This window comes from Bradyrhizobium sp. RDI18, from assembly GCF_043203335.1.
Taxonomy (GTDB): domain Bacteria; phylum Pseudomonadota; class Alphaproteobacteria; order Rhizobiales; family Xanthobacteraceae; genus Bradyrhizobium; species Bradyrhizobium retamae.
The window spans coordinates 862564-883756 of sequence record NZ_JBICRN010000006.1; the positions used below are offsets into that span (position 1 = coordinate 862564).

Consider the following 21193-nt stretch of genomic DNA (forward strand, 5'->3'; position numbering starts at 1 on the left):
CTTTGTATCGCGCAAGCGGACCGGCGGGCAATACAGATTCAGGTGATATCAGGCGGCGAAATGCGGGTCCTCCGCCACAAATTCGGCCAGCTCGCCTTCCGGCTGCAGGGGACCAAGATTGAGGGCATGATGGACAAAAGCCCGTGCCGAGGCCTGCCAGCTATGGGCGGCAGCAAATTCCACGCATTCTTTCCGCGAAATCTGCAGCGCCTCCAGGCAGGCCGCGCGCAAATCCTCGTTCAGCACGCCAACTGGCGCCGAGCCGATCACGTCGCGGGGACCGTTGACTGGATAAGCCGCAACCGGCAGGCCGCTCGCCAGCGCTTCCAGCAGCACCAAGCCAAACGTGTCGGTCTTGCTGGGAAAGACGAAAATATCGGCCGCCGCATAGATTTCGGCCAGTTCCTCGCCATGCCGCGCGCCGAGAAACACGGCGCCAGGATATTTGCGCTCCAGCGCCATCCGGGCCGGCCCATCGCCGACGACGAGCTTGGTGCCGGGCAGATCGAGATCGAGGAAGGCTTCGAGATTCTTCTCTACCGCGACACGGCCGACGCTGAGATATACCGGCGTCGGCAGGCAGAGATCGGCGCTGCGCGGATGGAACAGCGAGGTATCGACGCCGCGCGACCACAGCACCACGTTGCGAAAGCCACGCAGGCGCAGCTCAGCCGCCAGCGCCGGCGTCGCCGCCATCACTGCCCGGCTCGGCCGGTGGAAGGTACGTAGCGCCCACCAAACCCAGGCTTCCGGAATCGGCGAGCGCGCCGAGACATATTCCGGAAACCGGGTGTGAAAGCTCGTGGTGAACGGCAAGCCGCGCTTGCGGCAATAGCGCCGCACCAACAGCCCAATCGGCCCCTCGGTCGCGATATGTATGCTGTCAGGCCTTGCCGCTTCGATCAGTTGTGCGATCTTGCCGGGAAGCGGCAGAGCCAGCCGCAGGTCGGGATAGCTCGGCATCGCAAAGGTGCGAAACGATTGCGGCGTCAGAAAACTCACCTCGACGCCAAGCCCCGTGGCCGCCTCCGCCATCGCGGTCAGCGTCCGCACCACCCCGTTGACCTGGGGATGCCACGCATCGGTCGCGACGAGGATATGCGTCATGCGGCGCGCGCCGCGACGCGGGGAACGGGCGCCGCCCTTCGCTGCGGATCGGTCCAGGTGATGATCTCGAACCGGCCGTCTTCGTGCTCGGCGAGCGCGGTGCAGCTTTCCACCCAGTCGCCGCAATTCATGTAGTGGATGCCGTGCTCGTCGCGGATGGTGGCGTAGTGGATGTGGCCGCAGATCACGCCGTCGGCGCCGTGCCGCCGCGCCTCGCCGGCCAACGTCTGTTCAAACGCGCCGATGTAGTTGACGGCGTTCTTCACCTTCAGCTTCGCCCATTGCGATAGCGACCAATAGGGCACGCCGAACATGCGGCGGAAGAAGTTGACGAGGCGATTCATCTGAATGGCGAAGTCGTAGGCCTTGTCGCCGAGATGGGCGAGCCAGCGCGCGTTCTGCACCACGAGATCGAAGATGTCGCCGTGGATGATGAGATAGCGCTTGCCGTCGACGCCGGTGTGGATGGTGTTTTCCACCACGTCGATGCCGCCGAAATGCGTACCGTAGTAGTTGCGCAGGAACTCGTCGTGATTGCCCGGCACGTAGATGACTTTGGCGCCCTTGCGCGCCTTGCGCAGCATCTTCTGCACGAAGTCGTTATGCGATTGCGGCCAGTACCAGCTCGACTTCAGCGCCCAGCCATCGACGATATCACCGACGAGATAGATGGTGTCGGCGTCGTGGCTTTTGAGGAAGTCCAGCAAACGGTCGGCTTGCGAGCCGCGGGCTCCGAGATGGACGTCGGAGATGAACAAGGTACGAAAGCGCCGTTCGGGGCTCTCTTCGCTCAGGGAGTCACTGCCCATATCTGTGCACCTACCAGATTTCTGTGACAGGGCGATGACTGTTCACGCGACCTATAGCCCCACGAGAATCAATGCTGCGCCCTTGCTCTCGCGGATAGCAGCGCGATGCGACAGGCAAGCGACATGGCCTCCGCAACATCTTCTCGTCGTCCCTGCGAACGCAGGGACCCATAACCACCGATGCTTATTGTTGGAGAAGATAACGAGCCGATTGCTTCAATTGACAAGCCGCGGCGTATGGGTTCGTGCGTTCGCAGGGACGACAGGTCAGCTAATAAAACTTGTGAAAATGATGCACGGGCCCGTGACCATGCCCGACGCTGAACCGGTCTGCCGCGGCAATCGCAGCACTGATCCACGCCTTGGCGCTACGTACGGCTGTTTCCATTTCCCCGCCCTTAGCGAGCTCCGCTGCAATCGCCGAGGACAATGAGCAGCCGGTGCCATGGGTATTTTTCGTCGCAATGCGCGGCGCGGCCAGCGCGATGGTGCCGCTCGTGCCGATCAGATAGTCAACGCATTCGGCGCCTTCCCCGTGGCCGCCCTTGATCAGCACCGCCTTGCAGCCCATGGCCAGCAATCGTCTGCCCTGGCTTTCGACGGCGGCCTCACCCGCAGCCACCGGTTCGTCGAGCAGCGCGGCGGCCTCAGGCAAATTGGGCGTAATGACCGAAGCAAGCGGAATGAGTCTTGTCCGCAGCGCATCGACCGCTTCTGCAGCCAGCAGCCGATCGCCGGAGGTTGCGACCATCACGGGATCGAGCACGACATGCTGCGGCGACCAGCGCTTGAGACCGGCGACGATGGCGTCGATAACCGATGGCTGCGCCACCATGCCGATCTTGACCGCTCCGACGTCGAGATCGGAAAACACTGCATCGATCTGCGCGGTCACGAACTCCGCCGGCACCTGATGGATGCCGCTGACGCCTTCGGTATTCTGTGCTGTCAGCGCCGTGATGACGGAGGCGCCGTAGACGCCGAGCGCGGCAAACGTCTTCAGGTCGGCCTGGATACCGGCGCCGCCAGAGGAATCGGAGCCGGCGATGGTCAGCGCGATCGGCGCCGTCATCGCAAACCTCGTGCAAGTCGTCGGTTGAAGGCCATGGAATGTCCTATCGCGCCGTGGCATGGGCAGCAAGCCGGCTTGCCATTATCAGCGGTTTTTGGCCTATTGGGACCAACCAATTCGGAGACGACTGCGATGGTTCCCTTCTTCGTCCAGTTCAAATGCAAACTCGGCCAATCCTATGCCGTCGCCAATGCGCTCGCGGAGGCCGAGATCGCCTCGGAGATCTATTCCACTGCCGGCGATTACGATCTGCTGGTCAAGTTCTACGTCGACAAGGACACCGACATCGGCCATTTCGTCAACGAGAAGGTGCAGGTGATTCCAGGGATCCAGGACACCCACACCATCATCACCTTCAAGGCGTTCGGCGCGGGTTAGGCATCGGCCTGCCTTCCCCCTCTATCCTAGCCCGGCGGATGGCTGGAGGTTTGGGGGCGCGCCGCTTCAGCCTACCCCCGATCGCGGGGCTTCTCACCGCAACGAAGGGTTAACGGAGGGTTAACGACGTTAACCATGGCATGCTTTTGCCATATGAGGATCATCCTACCGCCTTGATATTTTTGATTAACTAGGGCGTCGTCAATCGGAAGCTCCGCGGCGGGGACATTCCGAGGGGGAAACAGTCGCGAGTACCACCATGGGGACGCTGTACGATTTGCTCGGAGCGCTTCCGAGTGATGACGCGGAGGAATTGCGGAAGGCATTCCGCAAGGCCGCGAAGGCGACCCATCCCGATATCAATCCCGATAATCCCGACGCCGCGCTGAGGTTCAGGGAACTGGTGCGCGCCTATGACATCCTGACCGACACCGAGCAGCGCTCGACCTACGATCAGTTGCTCGCCATTGCGCTGCAGCCGCCTGCCCCCCAGCAATCCGCACCTATGAGACCGTCCGAAAGGTCGCCTCCAATACGATGGCGGCAACGATCATTTCTGCGGTGCTGGTCGGCGGCTACACCGTGTTCGGATTGTTTTCAAAACCGCCGGGCGCCGCCGAAATGCTGACCGACAGAACCGCCGGCGGCGTGCAGGAAGTTGCGGCCGTGCAGCCCGACGGCCCGGCGCAGGACGAACCGCGCATCCAGCGCGGTGGAGAGGTTTCTACCGGCGGAGCGATCGCGCTCGCCTCCGCAGTACCCGCAGCCAAGGAATCGGGCGCCGCCCCCATCGGCCGCTTCGAGCCCGTCCCGGCCTTCGCCACGTACAATTTGGGCGTCCAGTACTATCCGCGGTTCGCAACCGCCCATTTCGACCGCGGCGTCGTGCTGTACCGGATGGGCGATTTCGATCGCTCGTTCGCCGCGTCGGCCAAACGTCCCACGGACTTGAAACGGACCAAAACCGCCGCGCCGCCCGTGCCGCGCAAGCCGTTGACGATCGTGCCGACATTGCCGGAAAGGCGTGAGCCGATCACCGCCGCCTTGACTAACTGACGACGCGCGACGTCACGCTGTCCATCAAGACTTTTGATCGTCCTTTGCCTTCTTCGGCGGCCGCGGCGGTCCCTCGACCGCTGGCAACGACTTCACATACTCCGCGATGGCGTCGCGATCCTCCGGCGGCAATTGCGACGTGTTCCTGATCACCCGCGCCATCGATCCGCCGGCAGTGTCGCCATCCGGCGTTTGCCCGGTTTCGAGGAAGTAGGCGATATCCTTCGCACTCCACTCGGCCAATCTCTTCTGAGTGATGTTGGGGACCCAGCCCTCTCCTTCCGGATTGGGCCCACCTGCGAAGCGTTGCGTCTGGACGATACCGCCGAGGAAGTTGCGCGGGCTGTGACACTCGGCGCAATGGCCCATACCGTTGACGAGATAAGCCCCGCGTTTCCACGACGCCGAATGTGAGGCGTCGGCTACGTGAGGCTTTCCGTCCATGAACAACCATTTCCAGACGCCGATGTTGCGGCGGATATTGAATGGAAACGGCACGTCGTGATCGCGCGGCTTGCCGGCCACTGCTGGAAGAGTCTTCAGGTAGGCAAAGAGATCGCGAACGTCGTCGACGGTAGCGTTCTGGTAGGACGTATATGGAAAGGCCGGAAAATAATGCACGCCGTCCGGCGACGTCCCCTTGAGCACCGCGGTCACAAAATCCGCCTCGCTCCACCGGCCAATACCGTAGGTCGGATCAGGCGAAATGTTGGGAACGTAGAACGTCCCGAACGGAGACGGCATTGCTAACCCGCCACCGAGCTTCAGTCGATCGGGCTGGTTGGGAACGGCATGGCAGGAGGAACAGCCCCCGACATTGAACGTTGCAACGCCGTTGGCAAGGTTCGGTGCGCGAGGAGGAAGCGAGGCTGGAGCAACGACCGCCGGGATCGTCAGCCACCAGAAGACACCGGCGCCGGCGACGCCAGCCAAAATCAAGCCAAGGAGAATTCGTCGCAGCATTCACTGATCCGTTGTCAGGGAGTCCTAAACTCAACAACCAGTATGAACGCACTTTGCGCCATAGGCTTCTGCGAAATTTCGAGCCTTTGTCTGCGTCTCGGGAATAAATTCGGAAAGGCGTTGTTCTGAGGCTGACATCGCCGTTTTGACGTCCACAGGGAGAAACACCATGTCGAACAAGACCATGCTTGTCACGCTTGCGTTGGGGGCAGCGATTGCTTTTGCCGGACCAGCATCTGCCGACAAGATGAAGGCAACACTCGACGGTAAATCCCAGGTGCCGCCCAACACCAGCGCGGCCAAGGGCACCGCCGACATCGACTACGATCCCGCCAGCAAGAAGCTGAGCTGGAAGCTCTCCTATTCCGGCCTGTCCGGCCCTGCCACCGCCGCACATTTCCACGGGCCCGCGGAAGCCGGCAAGAACGCCGGTGTCGCCGTCGCCATCCCAAATGCGACGTCGAGCCCGGTCGAGGGCAGCGCGACGCTGACCGACGCGCAGGCCGCAGATCTCATGGCCGGCAGGTACTACATCAACATTCACACCGCCGCCAATCCGGGCGGTGAAATCCGCGGCCAGGTAACCAAATAAATCAAGTCACCAAGTAAACTTGGTGACGTAGGTTCGAACGCGAGCAAACAAAAACAAGAAAAGGCTAACACAAAGGGCGGACGCTTCGCGGCGTCCGCCCGTTTTTGAGGTCAGCGCATGATTCGGAAAAATGTGTAGCGGTTTTCCCTCGCGACAAACGCGGAACGCGTTTGCGCGGAGATCACGCTCAAAGTTAGAATGCGATCAGCCCTTCTTGATCCGATATGTCTCGTGGCAGCCACTGCACTGCTTGCCGATGACAGGCAGTTCCGCCTTTAGCGTGTCGAGATCCTTGACCTTGCTTTTGGCATCGGTGACGACCTTGGCGAAGCTCTTAATTTGGGACTCGAAGCCGGCCTTGTCTGTCCAGACTTTCGGCGAGGCATCGTAATCACCCTCCAGCTTGACACCTTTCATGCTCTCGGGGAACAGCGTCGGAAGGTTCTTGGCAGTGTCATCGAACTGGGCCAGCGCCGCATTGACAGTCGACTGATCGTAGGGCTTTTCGCCCTTGACCATCGCCGATAACGCGGCTGCGTTCTTGCCATTGTCCTTCATCATGCCCTGGGTCCGCTTGACCTGATCCTGCTGTGCAACGACCGCACCGGCACTGAATGCAAGCACAGCTGCGACGACGACGATCCGCTTCATTGGCTAAATCCCCTTCAATTCGGGTTTGTACCGGCCCCAAAGGTGGTGCGGACCGACTGTTTTTAAACACCGCAGCCGGAGCTTCATTCCGCCTGCGACAAAATATCAGAGGTTATGCCGCTTCTGTGCCTCGCGGATCGCGATCCAGACGCGCTCGGCTGTCGCCGGCATGTCGATATGATCGATCTTGTACTCGCGCCACAGGCCCTCAATGATCGCGTTGACCACCGCGGGGCAAGAGCCGATCGCGCCCGCCTCGCCTGCCCCCTTGACGCCGAGCGGATTGGTCGTGCACGGCACATTGTGCGTTTCGAAATGGAACGACGGACCGTCGGAAGCCCGCGGCACCGCATAATCCATGAAGGTGCCTGTGACGAGCTGGCCATCGGTTGCGCTATAGACCGCGTGTTCCATCAAGGCCTGACCGATGCCCTGCATCGCGCCGCCATGCACCTGGCCGGCGAGCAGCAGCGGATTGAGCGTGACCCCGAAATCGTCGACGATGACATAGTTGATTATTCTGATGATGCCGGTGGCGGGATCGATCTCGACTTCGGCGAGATGCGTGCCGTTCGGGTAGGTACCGTCGGCCTGCGCGAAGGTCGCACTCGCATTCAGTTTCGACGGATCGACGCCTGGACGTTTTGCGAGATCGGCGAAGCTGATCGAGCGATCGGTACCTGCGATGCGCACGAGGCCATTGCTGATCTCGAGGTCGCCGGCGCTGGTCTCCAGCGCTTCGGCCGCGATCTCCTTCAGCTTGGTGCCTAGCTCGCGGGTGGCGCGCTCGACGCTGACGCCGCCGGTCGGAATCGAAGAAGAGCCACCGGTACCGAGACCCGTGGGGATCTTGTCGGTATCGCCCTGCAGGACGTGGACACGCTCCGGAGGCACGCCGAACTGTTCGGCGACGAGCTGCGCGTAAGCCGTCTGATGGCCCTGCCCGCTCGACTGCGTGCCGATCAGGATGTTGATGTCACCATTGGGATCGAGCGCGACATTGGCGGTCTCCTCGCCCATGGTGCCGCAGATCTCGACGTAGCAGGACATGCCGATGCCGCGCACGAGACCTTGCTTCTTCGCCGCCTTGGCGCGCTTCGGAAATTCCTTCCAGTTGGCAACTTCCATGGCGCGTTTCATATGCGCGGTGAAGTCCCCGGAATCGTAGACCTTTCCGGTCGCGGTCTTGTAGGGCATCGCCTTCGGCGGAATGAAGTTCTTGCGCCGGATAGCGTCCGGCGTCAGCCCAAGCTTTCGCGCGGCCGCATCGACCAGACGTTCGATCACATAGGCCGCTTCGGGGCGCCCGGCGCCGCGATAGGCGTCGACCGGCACGGTATTGGTGAACACGGTGCGGACGCGGCAGTGGAAGGCCCGGATATCGTAGAGCCCGGGCAGCATGCCGGCGCCGCCATGGGGGATGTAGGGCCCAAAGGTCGAGAGATAGGCGCCCATGTCGCCCATCAGATCGACGTCCATGCCGAGGAATTTGCCGTCCTCGGCCAACGCCATCTTCGCGGTCGTGACGTTGTCGCGGCCCTGCGCGTCGCCCATGAAGTGATCGGAGCGATCTGCGGTCCACTTGATGGTCTTGCGCAGCTTGCGCGCCGCCACCGAAATCAGCGCATACTCGCGGTAAGGAAACAGTTTTGTGCCGAAGCCACCGCCGACGTCGGGGCAGATCACACGCATCTTTTCCATCGGAATCTTCAGTACCATGCCGCACAGGATTTCGCGCAGGCGATGGCTGCCCTGGCTGCCGATGGTCAGCGTCAGATGATCGCGCTTGGCGTCGTATTCGGCGACCGCGGCGCGCGTCTCCATGAAGTTGGTGATGACGCGCGGGTTGACGATCGATATCTCGGCGATCGCATGCGCCTTGGCAAAGGCGGCCTCAGCCGCCTTCTTGTCGCCGATCGATACGTCGAACAGCACGTTGCCGGGCTTGTCAGGCCAGACCAGCGGCGCGTCTTTCTTCACGGCGTTGACGACGCCGACCACCGACGGAAGCGGCGTCCATTTGACGTCGATCGCCTCGATTGCGTCACGGGCCTGGTCGATGGCGTCGGCGACCACGAAGGCGACGGCGTCGCCGACATGGCGCACCTCGTCCTTGGGAAGAATCGGATAGGGCGGGCCGGTGAACGGATCGACTTCCAAGTTGAAGAGGCACGGCAGGTCGCCGAGATCCCTGACATCGTCGGCGGTCAGGATCGCAGCCACGCCCGGCATCCCGCGGGCCTTGGTGACGTTGAGCGTGAACTTCGCGTGCGCATGCGGCGAGCGAAGCATCAGCGCGTGCAACGCCGGCTGTGGCGAATGGTCGTCGGTATAGCGACCCTTGCCGCGAATGAGCGCGTCGTCCTCCTTGCGAAGGACGCTTTGACCGACGCCGAACTTGATGGGAGCTGCCATCGTATCTCCAATTGCCATTGGCGCGTGATGACTTTTCCTGGAAACGTCACCGCACTCACTTTTGTTTTGAGCATGATCCTTTCGGGAGAATCCGGTACCCGCGTTTCCGGATCACGCACCTGGAAGCGTTCTATATTGCAGCGGTTCGCGAGCCAGCGCAAACCCGCTTTCGGCGGCGAATATTCAGCGGCCGGATTTTCCGCACCTGCACAACAAGAAAACTTGATGATGTCCGGCTCACAATGCCGGCGTTTTTCCGGCGGTCGACGCGAACTGCGTCAACGCGGCCACCGCGCGACTTCTAGAAAATTTCTTTTATTCACAGAAGTTTAGCTCCGGGATTGCCGGTCGCGCAGCAGCACGAATAGCCAGCCCCTGCCGAACAGCAGCAGGATCAAGACGCCGTATACGAAGGCACCAGCCACAATCAGCAATAGCAACGCGGTCTCGTCCCGGAAGGCGTGCATCTGCGCGAAATAGAAGCTGGCGAATCGCGCGGTGGCCCAAAGCGCGGCGGCGAGCAGCACACCGGCCACCGCGAACTTGGCGAGCGACATCATCCAGGCGCGGTCGAGTTCGAGATAGCCTGCCCGCACCGCGAAGAAGAGTACCAGCAAAAGATTGACCCAGGCTCCAATGGCGGTGGCGAGCGCCAGGCCGATTTGCGCCAGCGCGCCCATCAGCGCGACCTTCAGCGCGACGTTGACGGCAACGCCGGTCAGCGCCGCCTTGACCGGCGTCGCGGTGTCCTGCCGGGCATAGAAGGTTGCTACCGCACTGCGGATGGTCACGAACGGGATGAGTCCGATTGCGTAAGCGGCCAGCGTGGCGCCGGCGGCCACCGCATCCGCGTTCGAGAACGCGCCGCGCGCAAACATCGCGCGCATGATCGCATCAGGCACGGTCAGGAAGGCGGCGACGAAAGGCACCGAAAACAGCAGCGAGAATTCGAACGCCCGCCGCTGCGCGGCGGATGCACCGGTGATATCGTTCGCCGCAAGGCGCCGCGACATTTCCGGCAGCAGCACGGTGCCGATCGCGATCCCGATCACGCCGATCGGCAACTGGTTGAGACGGTCCGCATAATACAGCGCCGAAAGCGCGCCCGCCGGCAGAAAGGTCGCGATGATCGTATCGGCGAACAACGCGATCTGCGTTCCCATCGAGCCGATGGTCGCAGGCCCCAGCGCCCGGAAGAACGCGCGCACGTCTTCATCGAATTTGACGAAAGCGAATTTCGGCAGGATGCCGGTCTTGGCCGCGTCGCCAGCCAGCAGCAGGAATTCGAGGATGCCGGCGAGCAGAACGCCCCATGCGGCGGCGTAGCCCGCGCCCGGAAAGAACGCCGCCAGCGCCAGCGTCGCCATCATCGACAGATTGAGGAAGATCGGCGCGGCGGCGGCGCTGGCGAAACGGTGCATCACGTTGAGCATGCCGCCGTACAGCGTCACCAGCGTGATCAGCAGCAAATACGGAAACGTGATCCGCGTCAGCGATATTGCCAGTTCGCCGCGCGCCGGGTCGTCCTTGAACCCTGGCGCGAGAATGGCGATCACCTCGGGCATGAACCACCACGCCAGGACGAGCAGGATCACCTGCACGGCGAACAGCAGCGTGAAGATGCGGTCGGCGAATAGCCGCGCCGAGGCTTCACCCTTGCCGCGCAGATGCGCATAGGCCGGCACAAAGGCGGCGTTGAAGGCACCTTCGGCGAAGATCGCGCGAAAATGATTGGGCAGCCGCAGTGCCACGAAAAACGCGTCCGCGACGGGCCCTGCGCCGAGAATCGCGGCGAGCATGATATCGCGCGCGAATCCGGTCAGCCGCGAAAGCAGCGTATAACCGCCGACGGTGAAGATGCGTCCAAGCATGCGCCGCTTCTAGCGCATATTCGCAAAACGGGGAAATCAGTCCGCCGGCAGCTTAGCCATGATGTTGACCGAAACCGGCGGCCACGTTGCTGACGCGGCCCTTCGGGTCGGGATCACGCCTGAAGCGCGCCGCGTACCGCCTTGATGACCCGCTCCTGCGTCGGCTCGTCGAGATAGGCATGTATCGGCAGGCTGATGACGTCGGCGGACAGGCTCTCGCACACGGGCAGTCCGCCATCCGCGACTGGGAAATTGCGATAGGCGGTCTGCTGATGCATCGATTTCGTGTAATAGATCGCGGTCGGAATCCACTGCGCTTTGAGGTCGGCAGCAAAGCGGTCACGGTCCGTGCCTTTGGGCAGGCGGATCGTATAGCAGGCCCAGATCGAGCTGCGGCCGCTGGCAAGACGCGGCACGGTCACGACATTGCCGAGCCCCCGCGCATAGCGCTCCGCGACCACATTGCGCGCCGCGATCTCGTCCTCGAAGATTTTCAGCTTCTCGATCAGAATCGCGGCCTGCATGGTGTCGAGCCGCGCGGTAAGCCCGATACGGACGTTGTCGTATTTGTCCGAGCCCTGGCCGTGGACGCGGATGCTGCGCAGCGTTTCGGCCAACGCATCGTCGTCGGTGAAGATCGCGCCGCCGTCGCCGAAGCAGCCGAGCGGCTTTGCGGGAAAGAAGCTGGTAGTGGTCGCCAGACCGAAGGTGCCGAGCCGGCGGCCCTTGTAGCTGGCGCCAAAGCTCTGGGCGGCGTCGTTGAGCACGAACAGGCCTTCGGCTTCGGCGATGGCGCCGATCGCGTCCTGGTCGGCCGGCTGTCCGAACAGGTCGACCGGAATGATGGCGCGCGGATTCAGGCCACGCTGCCGCGCGGTTGCGATTCCGCGCTTGAGCGAGCCGGGGTCGATGTTGAAGGTCACCTCATCGACATCGACGAAGACGGGCGTGGCACCGGTCAGCACCACCACCTCGCCGGTTGCGCAAAAAGTGAAGGACGGACACAGCACGGCATCGCCTGGGCCGATATTTTTCGCCATCAACACCATCAGCAGCGCGTCGGTGCCGCTGGCGCAGCTCACCACATGCTTGGCGCCGCAAAACTTTGCGAGCGCGGCTTCCAGCTCAGTGACCTCCGGTCCGTTGATGAACTGGCAGTGATCGAGCACGCGGGCAACGGCCTCATCGATCGATTTGCCGAGCCGGCGGCGCTGCGCGGCGATATCAGCGAAGGGAACGGGTTCTGGACGCATGTGCTGGTTCATGGAGCCTTGCTCGGTTCTGGAAGAAATTCAGCCGGCGATGCGGCGCGGTCCCTTGCGCGCGGCAGACGCCGCGGGCTTGGCGGGCTGCTCGAGGCAGCGAATGGCGATTTCAAGACTGGCGACGCCCTCGTCGCCGGAAACCGCCGGCATATTGCCGGTGCGGACGGCATCGAGGAATGCGATCAGCTCGGCGCGCAGCGGTTCGTCATGGCCGACCGGCAGATGCCGCATCGAGTAGCTGCCGTCGGGTTTGAAGCCGAAGCACTCGGTCACCTGTCGTGTCAAAAGATCGCCCATCACATATTTGCCGCGGGTTGCGACCGTAACGCTGCGCGCCTTGAACGGGGTCAGCCAGTTGGTGTTGATATGGGCAAGCACGCCGGAGGCGGTGCGGAATTGCAAGAGCGCGATGTCCTCGCGCTCGGCAACCGCGCTGGAAAGCTGCGGCTGCACCTCGACGATATCGGACTCGGTGAACCAGCGGATCAGGTCGATATCGTGGACGGCGAGATCGATCACGACGCCGACATTGGACATCCGCGGCGGAAACGGTCCGACGCGGGTGATGCCGATCGAAAGAATGTCCTCGCCCGAGATCGCCTGCTTGATCGCGGCGACCGCCGGATTGAAGCGCTCGACATGGCCGACCATCAGCGTCACCCCGGCACTACGCGCCGCATTGACGATGTCCTGCCCTTCCTCGACGGTCGAGGCCACCGGCTTCTCGACCAGGAGGTGGATGTTGCGGGTGATGCAGGCGAGCGCAATCTCGTGATGGAGATGGGTCGGCGCCGCGATCGTAATGGCATCGACGCCCTCGTCAAACAGCTCGTCGAGTTCGGCGAACGCACGGCAGCCGGCGAGCGCGGTGGCGCGCGCGCGGTGTTCGGGCAACGGATCGACAATGCCGACCAGCGTCACGCCGGGCAGACCGGCCAGCACGCGGGCATGGTTGCTGCCCATCACACCCGCGCCGACCACGCCGACGCGCAGGCCGCGTTTTGTGTCGGCCTTCGCGTCGAATGCGGACCCTTTGGAACTCATGATTTGTCGACCCCAAGCAGATTCCAGGCAGAATTGCGCCGGTAGTATCCCCGGCGGTTCTCTAGCACGCCATCACAGATGTGGCGAACGCGATCGACGGTTTTCAGACACGTTTTGATTCAAAGAATTACAACCGCGGGCCCGGTAAAACTACGGTCGGCTCAACTGCGCTGGTAGTCGTCCTCGATGCGGATGATGTCGTCCTCACCGAGATAACTCCCGGTCTGGACCTCGATCAGCTCGAGCTGGATCTTGCCCGGATTTTCCAGCCGGTGCACCGCGCCGATCGGGATGTAGATCGATTCGTTTTCGTGCACGGTCTTGACCAGTTCGTTGACGGTCACCTGCGCCGTTCCGCGCACCACGATCCAGTGCTCGGATCGATGATGGTGTTTCTGCAGCGACAGCCGCCCGCCCGGCTTGACGATGATGCGCTTGACCTGATGCCGGTCGCCATTGTCGACCGACTGATAGGATCCCCAGGGCCGATGCACCCTGATGTGGTCTTCCGTCACCTGCGGCGCCACTGTCTTCAGTTTCGCGACCAGCCGCTTCAGCCCGTTGGCATCCTTCTGCCGGCTAACCAGCACGGCGTCCTGGGTTGCGACCACCACGAGGTCGTCGACGCCTTCGAGCGCGACCAGCGCGCGATCGGTCGATACGTTGCAATTGCGAGAATCCTCAAACACGGCTGCGCCGCGCGCTGCGTTGCCCTCGCCGTCCTTGCCGGACAATTCCCACACCGCATGCCAGGAGCCGACGTCGGACCAGCCGCACGCGACTGGCACGACCGCGGCGCGCGAGGTCTTCTCCATCACTGCATAGTCGATCGAGATCGATTTCGCCGATCCGAACGCGGCCTCGTCGAGCTTGACGAAGCCGAGGTCGGTGCCTGCCTTCGTCACTGCATCAGTGACGGCCTGGACGCTGTCCGCATCAAGCTTGCTGTACTCATCCGACAGCACGGCGGCGCGGAACATGAAGTTGCCGCTGTTCCAGAGATAGCCCGACTTGACGTACTCAGCCGCGGTTGCCGGATCGGGCTTCTCGACGAACTTCGCGACTGCACGAACCTTGCCGGAAATGACTTCGCCGGGATTGATGTAGCCATATTCGGTGGCGGCGCGTTCGGGCTGCACGCCGAACGTCACGATGTGCCCGGCTTCCGCGGCAGCCAGCCCTTCGCGGCAGGCGGCGAGGAAAGCGGGCGTATCACGCACCACGTGGTCGGCGGCGAGCGCCAGCACGATGGCATCCTTGTCGCGCGCTTGCGCAAAGGCAGCGCCGGCCGCGATCGCAGGCCCGGAATCGCGCCGCATCGGCTCGAGAAGCACGTCGGCTTCCAGTCCGATCTCCGCCAATTGCTCGAGCACCATGAAGCGATAGGCGTTGTTGGTGATGATGACGGGCCGTTCGCACAGACCAGCATCCGAAACCCGCAACAGCGTATCCTGGAACGTCGAACGTGCGCCGAACAGGGCCAGGAACTGCTTGGGATGAACCTCGCGCGAGGCCGGCCACAGCCGGGTTCCGGCGCCGCCGCACATGATGAGAGGAATAATTCGTCGGTTCATCGGCGCTCAAATCCTGTAGTAGTCACGATACCAGGCAACGAAGTCGCGAAGCCCTTCCTCAATCGAAGTCTGCGGCCTGAAGCCGGTGTCGCGCATCAGTTCGGTTACGTCAGCAAAAGTCTCGGTCACATCTCCGGGCTGCATTGGCAGCATCTCCTTGACCGCCGCGCGGCCCAATTCCCGCTCTAAAACCGCTACCACATGGGTCAGCTCTTCCGGATGATTATTGCCGACGTTATAGACTTTTGCCGGCGCCCCGGCGCCCTGCCCGCCGTCGCGCGGGGCCTGGTCGACCAGTCGCAATACGGCGCGTGTCACGTCCTCGATATAAGTAAAGTCGCGTCGCATCCTGCCATGGTTAAAGAGTCTGATCGGGGTACCCTCCACGATCGCCTTGGTAAACAGGTAAACCGCCATGTCGGGCCGTCCCCATGGCCCATAGATGGTGAAGAACCGCAGGCCCGTTACCGGAAGACGGTAGAGATGGCTGTAGGAATGCGCGATCAGCTCATTGGCCTTCTTGGTGGCAGCATAGAGGCTGATCGGATGGTCGGTTTTGTCCTCCACCGAAAATGGCATTTTGGCATTGGCGCCGTAGACCGATGAGGACGAGGCATAGACCAGATGGCCGCATCCATGATGCCGGCAGCCTTCCAGCACGTTGACGAAGCCTGCGAGATTGGCATCGACATAGGCGTGCGGATGATCGATCGAATAACGCACGCCGGGCTGGGCTGCGAGATGCACCACGCTTGGAAAGCGGTGTTCGGCGAACAGGCGTTCCATTGACGCGCGATCGGCGAGATCGATCTGTTCGAACGCAAAACCCTGCTCCCCACGCAGGATATCGAGCCGCGCCCGTTTCAGCGCCGGATCGTAATAGTCGTTGAGATTGTCGAGGCCGATCACGGCGCGGCCTTCGGCCACCAGCCGGCGCGCAACGTGGAAGCCGATGAAACCCGCAGCTCCGGTGACCAATATGGGTTGATCCGGCATCGTATCCCTGGAAGGCGCCGCTCAATGGCTGAAATTTCTGTCGCTGGGCCTCTTTACCTGCGTTGCCGAGGCCACCGCAACACCTACCAGCCCCGCTATTGCCAGATCGGCCCGAAAACCATACCAAGGCGCCGAATTGCACCGCTTTTTGCACCCTCTCCTCAAACCCGGCACGGGCGAGATGCGCCGAATCCTGCTTTCGACATTGAAGATACTGGTCTCGGCGGCGCTCTTGTATTTTTCGTTGCGCAAGGTGGACCTCGCCGACCTCGCGGCCCGCATCGACGTTTCCAGCCTCGGCTGGCTCGGCGTGGCGATTGCCGTGACGTTCCTGCAGATATTCGTCGGCGTGTTGCGATGGCGCGAGATCGGCGCGGAATGCGGCGCTCCGCTGCCGACCCGGCAGGCGATGCGCTTCAACGTGATCGGGATGTTCTTCAACCAGACGCTACCGTCCTCGATCGGCGGCGATGCGGTCAGGCTATGGCTCGTCGCGCGCAACGGCGCCGGCTGGCGGGCGGCGACCTATTCCATCTTCGTCGATCGTGCCATCGGCCTGATCGCGCTCGCGGTCGTCATCGTTGCGAGCCTGCCGTGGAGCTATCGCCTGATCACCGATCCCCATGGCAGGTCGGCGCTGCTGTTCGTCGATTTCGCAGCGCTTGCCGGTGGCCTCGGATTTCTCTTGCTCGGCAGGCTGCGGTGGCCGTGGCTGAAGCACTGGTGGGGCACCCATCACATCCACGCCTGCTCGGTGATCGCCAATCGCGTGCTGTTCAGCCGCACTCACGGCCCGAAAGTCGCGGTGCTGTCGTTATTGGTGCACGTGCTTGCCGTCGTCATCGCCTGGTGCGTGGTGCAATCGATCGCCGCCCCCGTTGTGTTCGGCCAGATCTTCCAGCTCGTTCCGCCCGTCATGCTGATCACCATGCTGCCGATCTCGATTGCCGGCTGGGGTGTTCGCGAAGCCACCATGGGGCTGGCGTTCGGCTATGCCGGCCTGATGGCCAACGAGGGCGTCAACATTTCTCTGCTCTATGGCGCGGTGTCCTTCGTCGTCGGTTTGATCGGCGGACTGGTCTGGATCTTGAGCGCCGAGAAGGCCGCGCAGGGCACGGCGCCCATTGAAGTTCCCAAATAATCTTCGAGCAGCTCCCCGGCGCAGACAGAATGGCCAATTCGCAACTACTGTTGTCGTTCGCCGCCGCGGTGCTGGCGGCGCTGTTGTCAGCCGCCCTGACATGGGCGCTCCGGCCGCTGCTCTTGCGGATAGCGCTGGCAAAACCGAACGCGCGTTCTTCCCACCGGATTCCGACGCCGCAGGGCGCGGGCATCGCGGTGATCATGGCCACGCTGATCACGACTGTTGCGGTCATCGTGTTTGCCGGGGCTGCGGAGATGAAGATTCCCGTCGCTGTATTTGCCGCGACGCTGTTCATTGGGGCCGTGGGCATCGCCGATGACGTCAAATCGATTCCCGTTCTGCCGCGGTTGTTGCTGCAGGGCCTTGCCGTCGCCGCGGTGATCCTGGCCGCGCCCGAAAATTTGAGGATCGTTCCCGCCTGCCCGCTCTGGCTCGAGCGCGGCCTCCTGATCCTGGCAGGCCTGTGGTTCGTGAACCTCGTCAATTTCATGGACGGGCTGGACCTGATGACGGTCGCCGAGATCGTGCCCATCACCGGCGCACTCGTTCTGCTCGGTTGGCTCGGCGGACTTCCGGCATCGACGACGGTCGCTGCCGCAGCGCTGTTCGGCGCGATGCTCGGCTTCGCTCCCTTCAACCGGCCGGTAGCGAAAATCTTTCTCGGGGACGTCGGCAGCCTGCCGATCGGCCTGCTCGTTGGCTGGTGTCTGCTGCAGCTCGCCTGGCACCAGCAAGTCGCGGCCGCCCTGCTGTTGCCGCTCTATTATCTCGCCGATGCCACTGTCACACTGTTCCGGCGCATCGCGCGGGGCGAACCGTTCTGGGCGGCACATCGCAGCCATTTCTATCAGCGCGCCACCGACAACAGCTTTTCGGTATCGCGGGTGGTGGGCGAGGTATTCGCGCTCAACATCCTGCTCGCTGCGCTCGCAATCGGCTCGGTCATGACGTCGTCGACGGCAATCGCAATCCTACTCTTCGTTGCAGGCGGCATCGCCACGGCGTTCCTGATGCACCGCTTCTCGCGCCAGCGGCCGTCCGCCGGCTAGCGTGGCTTCTTCTGCAAGAGCTCGCGGATGAGGCCGCAATAGTTGGCCATGGCGATTTCAAAATCAAAGCGCCTGGAGATTTCAGCCGCGCGTTCGGCCCGCTGCGGGTCGTCGGCCCGAGCGGCGCGACTGACCGTTTTCGCCAGTTCGCCGGCATTGCCGGGCTCCACCACCCAGCCGACATCGTGCTCGATGACCGTCAGCGCCGCCTCGGCATCCGCTTCGGAAACCAGGATCACCGGACGGCCGATCGCCAGCAGATTGTAGAACCGGCTGGGCACCGACACGCCGGCGACGTTCCTGCGGTAGGGAATGATCCAGACGTCCGCCGCCGAAAGAAACGCCTCTAGCTGCTCCTCCTCGACGCGATCGACCAGGGTAACGTTCGGGAGCTTTGCCTCAGCCTGCATGGCCTTCAACTGGTCGAAGCCGATCCCCCAGCCCGACAGCAGGAAGTGTATTTCCTTGTCGTCGCGCAGCAGGCGCGCCGCTTCGAACACGATGACGGGATCGTGGGTAAAGCCGAGATTGCCTGACAGTCCGACGACGAAGCGGGCGGAAAGCGACCGGCGGTACGGATTGTCCGGGTCGATCGCGCGAACGCCACGTGCAAGTGTCGCCCAGTTCGGAATGAAGCGGATCTTGTCACTTGTCATTCCGCCATAGCGCAGCAGCAGCTTCTCGGTGTCGCGGCCGATGATGATGACGGCATCGAGCGCGCGAAACATCGGCGCATTCAGGGCATGCATCACCTTCGCCAGCAACGAATCCGGCTTCAGGAGGCCTGCCATCACGAGGACGTCGGGATAGAGATCGTGCATGATCAGCACCGATCTCGCGCCTTTCAATTTGGCCGCGGCGGCAAAAGCGTAAGGCAGCATGAAGGGGGCCGGCACGGTCAGCGTGACGTCACCGCGCCGCAACCTCCCCAGCAGCACGAAAAACATCCGGACCGTGAACAGCAACTCGGCCACGGCGCGCCTTCCCAGCGCGCCCTTCCCCGGCATCCAGTTCTTGACCTCGACGACCTCAGGCTTGCCCGCTTGCGCCGATATCGCGGAGCCCGCCGTTCCCGACAGCACCAGCACCTCGGCCTCCTGCGCCGCGCGGACGGAAATCGCGGCCATGATCGCCGCCGTCGTGCTCGGATCGGGCGGATAATGCTGGCTGACGACGACGACTTTTCCGGACTTCTGCATCATGGCTTCCGAAGGGGCACGAACGGCCGCGGGGACCGACCGGGCGAGGCAGCAAAATCAGGCGGCGTTCGATCCGAATTCCGGCACGGCATCCTTGAGCACCGCGCGGATGGTGGAGCGGTCATCCCGCGCGATTGCATCCTCCAGCGCCGCAAGCCATTTTCGCAAGGTCTGCATCGGCGGCTCATTCGGCTTCGCCGCCATGATGCCGGCGACCCCAATCTCGACCGGCGGCTCCTCCGTGGCGAACAGGATCTCGTTCAGCCGCTCGCCCGGCCGCATGCCGGTGAACACTACCTCGATGTCGACGCCCGGTTCGAGGCCGGACAGGCGGATCATCCGCTCTGCAAGCTCCACGATCTTGACCGGCTGTCCCATGTTGAGAACATAGACGGAGACGTCGGGCCGCGCCGGCGTCAGCGCGTGCGTGGCTGCGGTCAGCACAAGGTCGCAGGCTTCGCGGATCGTCATGAAGTACCGGACCATGTCCGGATGGGTCACCGTGACAGGACCGCCGGCCTCGATCTGCGCCTTGAACTTCGGCACCACCGATCCGTTCGAGGCCAGCACGTTGCCGAACCGCACCGAGATCAGCCTCATGTGCGGCTTGCCCTCCGACTGGATCATCAGGTCGTGGTCGAACGCCTGGCAATACATTTCGGCGAAGCGCTTGGTCAGTCCCAGCATCGAGACCGGCTCGATCGCCTTGTCGGTCGAGATCATCACCATGGCTTCGGCGCCGGCCGCCTGCGCGGCGTCGGCGACGTTGACCGAACCGAAGATGTTGGTCTTGACGCCCTCGCTCCAATCGCGCTCGAGGATCGGCACGTGCTTCAGCGCTGCGGCATGGAACACGATATCGGGCTTGAATTCCTTCATCAGGCCCATGATCCGGTCGCGATCGCGGATGTCGGCGATCCGGCCTTCGATAGCGGCATTGGCCGCGCGTGCCGTCAGCGCCTCAGTAACCGCGTAAAGCGCCGGTTCCGAGTGCTCGATCACCAATAGCCGCGCAGCGCCAAAGGTCGCGACGCGGTCGCATATCTCCGAACCGATCGAGCCGCCGCCGCCGGTGACGATCACCGATTTGCCCTTCACCAGCGTTTCAAGCCGCGCGTAGTCGATCTTCTCGCTTGGCCGCAGCAAAAGGTCTTCGACGGCGACATTGGTCAGCCTCGGCATGTCGCCGCTTTCGAGCGACGGCAGGCGGCTGACGAACAGCCCGAGCCGTTTGGCCCGCATCAGAACCGCCTCGGGGTGCGCCTCGGGTTCGAACGCCGACGGCGTCATGACGACCCGCGAGATCGGCTTTCCCCGTCCGGCATAATCGCGGACCACGTCCTCGACGTCGTCGATCCCGCCCAGCACCGGCACGTTGCGGATCGACTGCCCGCGGTCCGCGGCCGACGGCGACAGCACGCCAACCGGCCAAAGCTGCTTGACTGCGCCGCTCTCGATCGCGCGCAACAGCACCTCGGCGTCGGCGGCGCGGCCGATCAACAGCGTCGCCGACGCGCCTTCGGTCTGAGCATGGCGGCGAACCCGGGTGTACCGGAAATAGCGATATCCGAAGCGGAGCGAGCTCAGCGCGAACACCTGCAGAAACCAGTAGAGAACGATGGTGACACGGCCGAACAGCACCGGCGTCTTGCCGTTCGATGCGGCGAAAATGAAGGCATAGTCCAACACGACGAGCGTTACCGCCAGAAGGGTCGCCACGCGCAGGATGTTCAGTGCATCGGGGAGCGAAATGAAACGCCATTTCGTCGTCGTCAGATTGAAGACGTAGCTGATAACGATGCTGAAGGCGACGAAGAGCGGTAAGATCTTCAGCAGCAGCGGCAGGCGGGCATAGAAGGCCTCGCCTCCCTCGAAACGCAGGTAGAAGCTTGCGAGCAGCGCAAGCGCGGTCGCCAACCCATCATGCGTTGCGATCAGGTAATTGCGACGGGTCAATTGCGAAAGAGGCGTCATTCCATTGGCCGGCTGCGATCGGGATTCGCGGGGC

20 protein-coding genes are annotated in these 21193 nt (G+C 62.9%); 7 read left to right on the top strand and 13 right to left on the bottom strand.

Translation table 11 applies throughout. From position 1 onward, the window contains the following. Nucleotides 1-48: 48 nt before the first annotated feature. From ACFXS9_RS05185 to thiD, 3 genes are all read right to left on the bottom strand, one after another. Nucleotides 49-1107 carry a glycosyltransferase family 4 protein gene (locus ACFXS9_RS05185; protein ID WP_392685713.1) on the bottom strand — a complete coding sequence of 353 codons (1059 nt, stop codon included), beginning with the start codon at nt 1105-1107 and terminating at the stop codon, nt 49-51. Next, entirely contained in the window at nt 1104-1916 is an 813-nt protein-coding gene (locus ACFXS9_RS05190) for a UDP-2,3-diacylglucosamine diphosphatase (RefSeq protein ID WP_392685716.1), read from the bottom strand. Before ACFXS9_RS05190 ends, ACFXS9_RS05185 begins: the two co-directional genes overlap by 4 nt. Before the next feature lie 271 nt (nt 1917-2187). After that, a complete protein-coding gene (gene thiD / locus ACFXS9_RS05195; RefSeq protein WP_392685719.1) occupies nt 2188-2988 on the bottom strand; it encodes a bifunctional hydroxymethylpyrimidine kinase/phosphomethylpyrimidine kinase in 801 nt (266 codons plus the stop codon). A 132-nt stretch (nt 2989-3120) separates the two neighbouring features. Here thiD and ACFXS9_RS05200 point away from each other — a divergent pair, with 132 nt between their 5' ends. The 3 genes from ACFXS9_RS05200 to ACFXS9_RS05210 all read left to right on the top strand — a co-directional run bounded on the left by ACFXS9_RS05200 (nt 3121) and on the right by ACFXS9_RS05210 (nt 4422). Beyond that, nucleotides 3121-3366, top strand: coding sequence for an Lrp/AsnC family transcriptional regulator (locus tag ACFXS9_RS05200; protein ID WP_057844007.1), 246 nt, complete (start codon nt 3121-3123; stop codon nt 3364-3366). 259 nt (nt 3367-3625) lie between these two features. After that, nucleotides 3626-3994, top strand: a complete 369-nt coding sequence (locus ACFXS9_RS05205; protein ID WP_392685722.1) for a J domain-containing protein — start codon at nt 3626-3628, stop codon at nt 3992-3994. After that, nucleotides 3928-4422 carry a hypothetical protein gene (locus tag ACFXS9_RS05210; protein ID WP_392685725.1) on the top strand — a complete coding sequence of 165 codons (495 nt, stop codon included), beginning with the start codon at nt 3928-3930 and terminating at the stop codon, nt 4420-4422. Before ACFXS9_RS05205 ends, ACFXS9_RS05210 begins: the two co-directional genes overlap by 67 nt. Nucleotides 4423-4446: 24 nt before the next feature. Here ACFXS9_RS05210 and ACFXS9_RS05215 read toward each other — a convergent pair whose 3' ends face one another. Then, nucleotides 4447-5385 carry a c-type cytochrome gene (locus tag ACFXS9_RS05215; protein ID WP_392685728.1) on the bottom strand — a complete coding sequence of 313 codons (939 nt, stop codon included), beginning with the start codon at nt 5383-5385 and terminating at the stop codon, nt 4447-4449. Nucleotides 5386-5554: 169 nt separating this feature from the next. On the opposite strand from ACFXS9_RS05215, the gene ACFXS9_RS05220 reads away from it, so the two are divergent. Further along, complete coding sequence (locus ACFXS9_RS05220; protein WP_392685731.1) at nt 5555-5977, top strand: CHRD domain-containing protein; 423 nt, start codon at nt 5555-5557, stop codon at nt 5975-5977. Between the two features lie 204 nt (nt 5978-6181). On the opposite strand, the gene ACFXS9_RS05225 is transcribed toward ACFXS9_RS05220, so the two are convergent. Beyond that, complete coding sequence (locus ACFXS9_RS05225; RefSeq protein WP_392685734.1) at nt 6182-6628, bottom strand: c-type cytochrome; 447 nt, start codon at nt 6626-6628, stop codon at nt 6182-6184. Between the two features lie 105 nt (nt 6629-6733). After that, nucleotides 6734-9043, bottom strand: a complete 2310-nt coding sequence (locus tag ACFXS9_RS05230) for a xanthine dehydrogenase family protein molybdopterin-binding subunit (RefSeq protein WP_392685737.1) — start codon at nt 9041-9043, stop codon at nt 6734-6736. Here ACFXS9_RS05230 and ACFXS9_RS05235 point away from each other — a divergent pair. Next, nucleotides 9011-9376: a hypothetical protein gene (locus ACFXS9_RS05235; RefSeq protein ID WP_392685740.1), complete on the top strand. Its 366-nt coding sequence runs from the start codon at nt 9011-9013 to the stop codon at nt 9374-9376. The genes ACFXS9_RS05230 and ACFXS9_RS05235 overlap by 33 nt on opposite strands. Here the strand turns inward: ACFXS9_RS05235 and murJ are convergent. The 5 genes from murJ to ACFXS9_RS05260 form a co-directional block, all read right to left on the bottom strand. Continuing rightward, complete coding sequence (gene murJ, locus ACFXS9_RS05240; protein ID WP_392685743.1) at nt 9373-10914, bottom strand: murein biosynthesis integral membrane protein MurJ; 1542 nt, start codon at nt 10912-10914, stop codon at nt 9373-9375. The genes ACFXS9_RS05235 and murJ overlap by 4 nt on opposite strands. Nucleotides 10915-11027: 113 nt before the next feature. Then, nucleotides 11028-12179 (bottom strand): DegT/DnrJ/EryC1/StrS family aminotransferase, encoded by a 1152-nt coding sequence (locus ACFXS9_RS05245; RefSeq protein ID WP_392685746.1) that lies wholly within the window; start codon nt 12177-12179, stop codon nt 11028-11030. A 27-nt stretch (nt 12180-12206) separates the two neighbouring features. Continuing rightward, nucleotides 12207-13223: a Gfo/Idh/MocA family oxidoreductase gene (locus ACFXS9_RS05250; RefSeq protein WP_392685749.1), complete on the bottom strand. Its 1017-nt coding sequence runs from the start codon at nt 13221-13223 to the stop codon at nt 12207-12209. A gap of 161 nt (nt 13224-13384) precedes the next feature. Further along, the gene (locus ACFXS9_RS05255) at nt 13385-14797 is read right to left on the bottom strand and encodes a mannose-1-phosphate guanylyltransferase/mannose-6-phosphate isomerase (protein WP_392685752.1); all 1413 of its coding nucleotides are present in this window, start codon (nt 14795-14797) and stop codon (nt 13385-13387) included. Between the two features lie 6 nt (nt 14798-14803). Further along, entirely contained in the window at nt 14804-15793 is a 990-nt protein-coding gene (locus ACFXS9_RS05260) for an NAD-dependent epimerase (protein ID WP_392685755.1), read from the bottom strand. Nucleotides 15794-15974: 181 nt separating this feature from the next. Here ACFXS9_RS05260 and ACFXS9_RS05265 point away from each other — a divergent pair, with 181 nt between their 5' ends. Both ACFXS9_RS05265 and ACFXS9_RS05270 read left to right on the top strand, forming a co-directional pair. Next, nucleotides 15975-16934: a lysylphosphatidylglycerol synthase transmembrane domain-containing protein gene (locus ACFXS9_RS05265; protein ID WP_392685758.1), complete on the top strand. Its 960-nt coding sequence runs from the start codon at nt 15975-15977 to the stop codon at nt 16932-16934. A gap of 29 nt (nt 16935-16963) precedes the next feature. Then, entirely contained in the window at nt 16964-17986 is a 1023-nt protein-coding gene (locus ACFXS9_RS05270) for a glycosyl transferase (protein WP_392685761.1), read from the top strand. Here ACFXS9_RS05270 and ACFXS9_RS05275 read toward each other — a convergent pair. Then, the gene (locus tag ACFXS9_RS05275; protein WP_392685764.1) at nt 17983-19188 is read right to left on the bottom strand and encodes a glycosyltransferase family 4 protein; all 1206 of its coding nucleotides are present in this window, start codon (nt 19186-19188) and stop codon (nt 17983-17985) included. The genes ACFXS9_RS05270 and ACFXS9_RS05275 overlap by 4 nt on opposite strands. 54 nt (nt 19189-19242) lie before the next feature. Next, nucleotides 19243-21159: an SDR family NAD(P)-dependent oxidoreductase gene (locus tag ACFXS9_RS05280; protein WP_392685766.1), complete on the bottom strand. Its 1917-nt coding sequence runs from the start codon at nt 21157-21159 to the stop codon at nt 19243-19245. Between the last annotated feature and the right edge of the window lie 34 nt (nt 21160-21193).